Annotated in this window: 5 protein-coding genes and 1 pseudogene; 1 reads left to right on the top strand and 5 read right to left on the bottom strand. The window is 69.2% G+C overall.

What is annotated here, in order from left to right; translation table 11 throughout:
- The 5 genes and pseudogenes from CSW58_RS15315 to ykgO form a co-directional block, all read right to left on the bottom strand.
- Window positions 1-110 (bottom strand): hypothetical protein (locus tag CSW58_RS15315; RefSeq protein WP_236627785.1); only part of this gene is annotated, 110 nt, incomplete at its 3' end.
- Between the two features lie 255 nt (window positions 111-365).
- A pseudogene (locus CSW58_RS10930) lies at window positions 366-677 on the bottom strand (hypothetical protein); the annotation flags it as partial.
- A gap of 67 nt (window positions 678-744) precedes the next feature.
- Window positions 745-1,011, bottom strand: coding sequence for a DUF2312 domain-containing protein (locus tag CSW58_RS10925; protein WP_099447306.1), 267 nt, complete (start codon window positions 1,009-1,011; stop codon window positions 745-747).
- A gap of 71 nt (window positions 1,012-1,082) precedes the next feature.
- Window positions 1,083-1,700 carry an HAD family phosphatase gene (locus CSW58_RS10920; RefSeq protein ID WP_099447305.1) on the bottom strand — a complete coding sequence of 206 codons (618 nt, stop codon included), beginning with the start codon at window positions 1,698-1,700 and terminating at the stop codon, window positions 1,083-1,085.
- On the bottom strand, window positions 1,700-1,825 hold the full coding sequence (ykgO, locus tag CSW58_RS10915; protein WP_099447304.1) for a type B 50S ribosomal protein L36: 126 nt from the start codon (window positions 1,823-1,825) through the stop codon (window positions 1,700-1,702). The genes CSW58_RS10920 and ykgO overlap by 1 nt, the downstream gene beginning before the upstream one ends.
- Before the next feature lie 197 nt (window positions 1,826-2,022).
- Between ykgO and CSW58_RS10910 the strand changes: the two genes are divergently transcribed.
- On the top strand, window positions 2,023-3,318 hold the full coding sequence (locus CSW58_RS10910) for a lytic murein transglycosylase (RefSeq protein ID WP_099447303.1): 1,296 nt from the start codon (window positions 2,023-2,025) through the stop codon (window positions 3,316-3,318).
- Window positions 3,319-3,516 lie beyond the last annotated feature (198 nt).

Here is a 3,516-nt window from a genome sequence, read left to right as displayed (position 1 = left end):
AGGATGTCGGGCTGGTCGAGCAGCTTGAGCAGCTCGCGAATCTCGCTGGCGCGGACGCGGGACATGCGGGCGCTGAAGCGTTGCGACCAGTCGAGTTTGGAGTGGGTCATCAGAAAAGGTCCGGAGAGGTCGCCGACGGCCTTGGCCGCCCAGGGAGCCGCGCGGGCGCGCGGCGTCTCGCTGATCAGATCAGGGGCGTCATACCGGGCGGGTCTGGCCCTGGGTCAGGCGGGCTGGACGCCGCGCGGACCGCGTTCGAACTTGCTCATGGCCAAGGTTTAGCGCGGCCCGGGGCCGGAGGGAACCGCCGGCTCTGATTTCGATCGCCAGGCCGGGAGGTCAGCCCTCGTCCTCGTTGACCTCGGCGGGCTTGGCCCGGGCCGACCGAAGCCGCGGCCGCGCTTCATCGGCTTTTTCTCGCCCTTGGCCTTGGCGGCGATTTCCTTGAGCTTGATGGTCTGGTTGACCGACATCGCCTGGCCGGCCCCGCCCTTTTCAGGGTCGCCGAAGGCCCGGCCATAGGTCTCGATCCGCTGGGCCACCGAGCCGAGGAACTCGCCCTCCCAGTCGGACAGCTCGATCCCGGCCTTGTCGGCGGTGCGCCGGGCGCGCTTGAGCGCGTTGAGGGCGGCCTTGCGGGCCTGGGCGCGGGGATCGGGCGGCTTCTTGGCGCGCATGAACGAGACTATGACGCGCGATCCCGCCGACGCAAACCCTCTCCCCGGAGGGAGAGGGCCAGGGACCCTAGATCGCGCCGACGGCCGCCAGGTAGAGGTCGAGGATGGCGTCCTCTTCCTGGCGCTTGGCGCGGTCCTGCTTGAGGATGCGGACCACCTTGCGCAGGATCTTGACGTCGAAGCCATTGCCCTTGGCCTCGGCATAGACCTCCTTGATCTGCTCGGCGATCTCGGACTTCTCGGTTTCCAGGCGCTCGATGCGGTCGATGATCGACTTCAGCTGGCCTTGGGCGGTGGAGTTGAGGACGTCGGAATGGGCGGCGTCGTCGGCCATGGGAAGGTCTTTCGCACAGGGATGGAATGGGCGCGGACCATAGTCTCGGCGCACCCAAACGGGAACCGGTTTTACAGCAGGCCGTGCGCCTGAATCGTCGGCCGAAGCGCGGCCGGATCGTCGAACAGATGGGTGTGAAAGCCCAGGGCCTCGGCGGCGGCGATGTTGTCGGGGTTGTCGTCGACGAACAGCAGATCGGCGGCGGCCAGGCCGGTGCGTTGCAGCACGATCTCGTAGATCCGCCGCTCCGGCTTGATCACGCCCTCCTCGGCCGAGACGACCACGTCGCGGAAATGGCCGAACACCGGGCTCATCGCCTGAACCCCGGGCCAGGACTCGCTGGACATGTTGGTCAGGCCGTATTGCGCCACGCCCCGGGCGGCCAGGTCGTGCATCACAGACTCGGTCTCGGCGATGGTCCCGGAGAACATTTCCGGCCAGCGGGCCCACCAGGCGGCGATCGGCGCGGCGTGGTGCGGATGCAGCTGGGTCAGGCGGGCGATATTGTCGGCGAAGGTCAGGCCGCGATCGGTTTCAGCGTGCCAGTCCATGGTGCAGACACGCGAAAGGAACCCGTCGAGTTCGGCGGGTTCCTTGAAGATCTTCGCGAAGAGCGTGCGCGGATTCCAGCGCACGATGACATTGCCGACGTCCCAGAGCAGCGCCCTGGGAGAGCCGGCCACCGTCATCAGCCCTGCTTGGCTTTGAAGCGCGGGTCGGTCTTGTTGATGATGTAGATGACGCCCTTGCGGCGAACCAGCTTGCAATCGCGGTGACGCGACTTCAGCGACTTCAGCGAGCTACGAACCTTCATGACCGTCTCTATACTCAGCGGAGAGGTTCGCGGCCGCCATGTGGCGAAAGGAACATCCGGGATGTTTCGGAGGGCAGGCCTATAAGCAGGGCAGGCAGGAGAGTCAATGCGCCAGGCCGGGACAGGGTCGACGAAACGTCACCGCTCTGTCGTCCTTGTGATTGCCGCTTTCGGGCCGAAGCCGCTAGCCTGACAGGATGGACAAGCGAATTTTCCTCCTTCTGTTGCTGGCCGGCTGCGCCGACGCCTCGGCCAATGCGCCGCTGGCGATCTCGGTGGCGACGCCCGCCCCGCCGGCCGCCTCGGCCCCGCCGCCCTCGATGGCCCCCGCCCCGGTCGTCGCGCAATTGCCGCCCGGCGCGGTGGACTTCGACGCCTGGCTGGCCGCCTTCCGGGTCAAGGCCCTGGCGGCGGGCGTCAGCGCCGCGACCCTGGACCGCGAGCTGTCCGGCGTGACGCCCGAGCCGCGCGTGGTGTCCCTGGACGGCAAGCAGCCGGAATTCTCCAAGCCGGTCGGCGACTATATCAAGGGCGTGATCAGCGACGACCGGGTGGCGGTGGGCCGCGCCAAGCGCCAGGACCTGGCCTTCCTGCCGGGTGTCGAGAGCCGCTACGGCGTGCCGCGCGACATCCTGCTGGCGGTCTGGGCGATGGAATCAGCCTTCGGCAAGATCCAGGGCAATTTCGACGTGGTCCGCTCGATGGCCAGCCTGGCCGCCGACGGCCGCCGCCGCGCCTGGGCCGAGGGCGAACTGATCGCCGCCCTGAAGATCATCGAATCGGGCGAGGTCACCCGCGCCCAGCTCAAGGGCTCGTGGGCCGGGGCCATGGGCCAGACCCAGTTCCTGCCGTCCAACTATCGCGCCACGGCGGTCGACCATGACGGCGACGGGCGCCGCGACATCTGGGGCAGCGACAGCGACAGCCTGGCCAGCGCCGCCAACCTGCTGGCCAAGGGCGGCTGGAAGCCCGGGGTGGGCTGGGCCCGCGAAGTGATCCTGCCGGCCGACTTCGACTACAGCCTGGCCGAGGGCCCGCGCGAGCTTCCGGCCTGGTGGGCGGCCAAGGGCGTCAAGCGGGCCGACGGCCTGCCCTGGACCCCGGCCGACGCCGCCGCGGTCGCCGGCCTGATCCTGCCGGCCGGCGCCAATGGGCCGGCCTTCCTGGCCCTGCCCAACCACTATGCGATCCGCACCTATAACAACTCGACCGCCTACGCCCTGGGCATCGGACTGCTGGCCGACCGGTTCGGCGGCGGCGAATCCCTGGTCACGCCCTGGCCCTTTGAGCAGCCCCTGTCCCTGGCCGACCGCATGGCCGCCCAGATCGCCCTGTCGCGCCTGGGCTTCGATCCCGGCCCGGCCGACGGCGTGGTCGGGGCGGGCACCCGCAAGGCCCTGCGCGCCTGGCAGCTGGATCGCGGCCTGCCGGCCGACGGCTATCTGTCGATGGACATGCTGGCCCGGCTGAAGGGCCAGGCGGGGCTGAGCTGAGCTGACGGCGTTGGGGCGGGATGATCCGCCGCGGCCCCCAAACCCGTCTCCGCGACGAAGGTCGGCGAAACGGGATCTTGTGATCCAGATCCAGCCTAGGGCCTGCCCTAGACGCCGCCCTCGTCCGAGCGCTCGAGCCCGGCCAGGGTGGCTTCTTCCTGGGCGTCGGCGTCGCTGACGCGCTTGAGCACGGTCTGC

The organism is Caulobacter sp. B11 (assembly GCF_002737765.1).
Taxonomy (GTDB): Bacteria; Pseudomonadota; Alphaproteobacteria; order Caulobacterales; family Caulobacteraceae; genus Caulobacter.
Note: the sequence above shows the minus strand (reverse complement) of the source record. Positions and strands in the feature narration are given on the sequence as shown.

Bases quoted from the DNA above. Each gene is read 5' to 3' on its own strand.
- CSW58_RS10920 (WP_099447305.1), bottom strand. From the start codon at position 1,700: ATGACGGTGGCCGGCTCTCCCAGGGCGCTGCTCTGGGACGTCGGCAAT.
- ykgO (WP_099447304.1), bottom strand. From the start codon at position 1,825: ATGAAGGTTCGTAGCTCGCTGAAGTCGCTGAAGTCGCGTCACCGCGAT.
- CSW58_RS10925 (WP_099447306.1), bottom strand. From the start codon at position 1,011: ATGGCCGACGACGCCGCCCATTCCGACGTCCTCAACTCCACCGCCCAA.
- CSW58_RS10910 (WP_099447303.1), top strand. From the start codon at position 2,023: ATGGACAAGCGAATTTTCCTCCTTCTGTTGCTGGCCGGCTGCGCCGAC.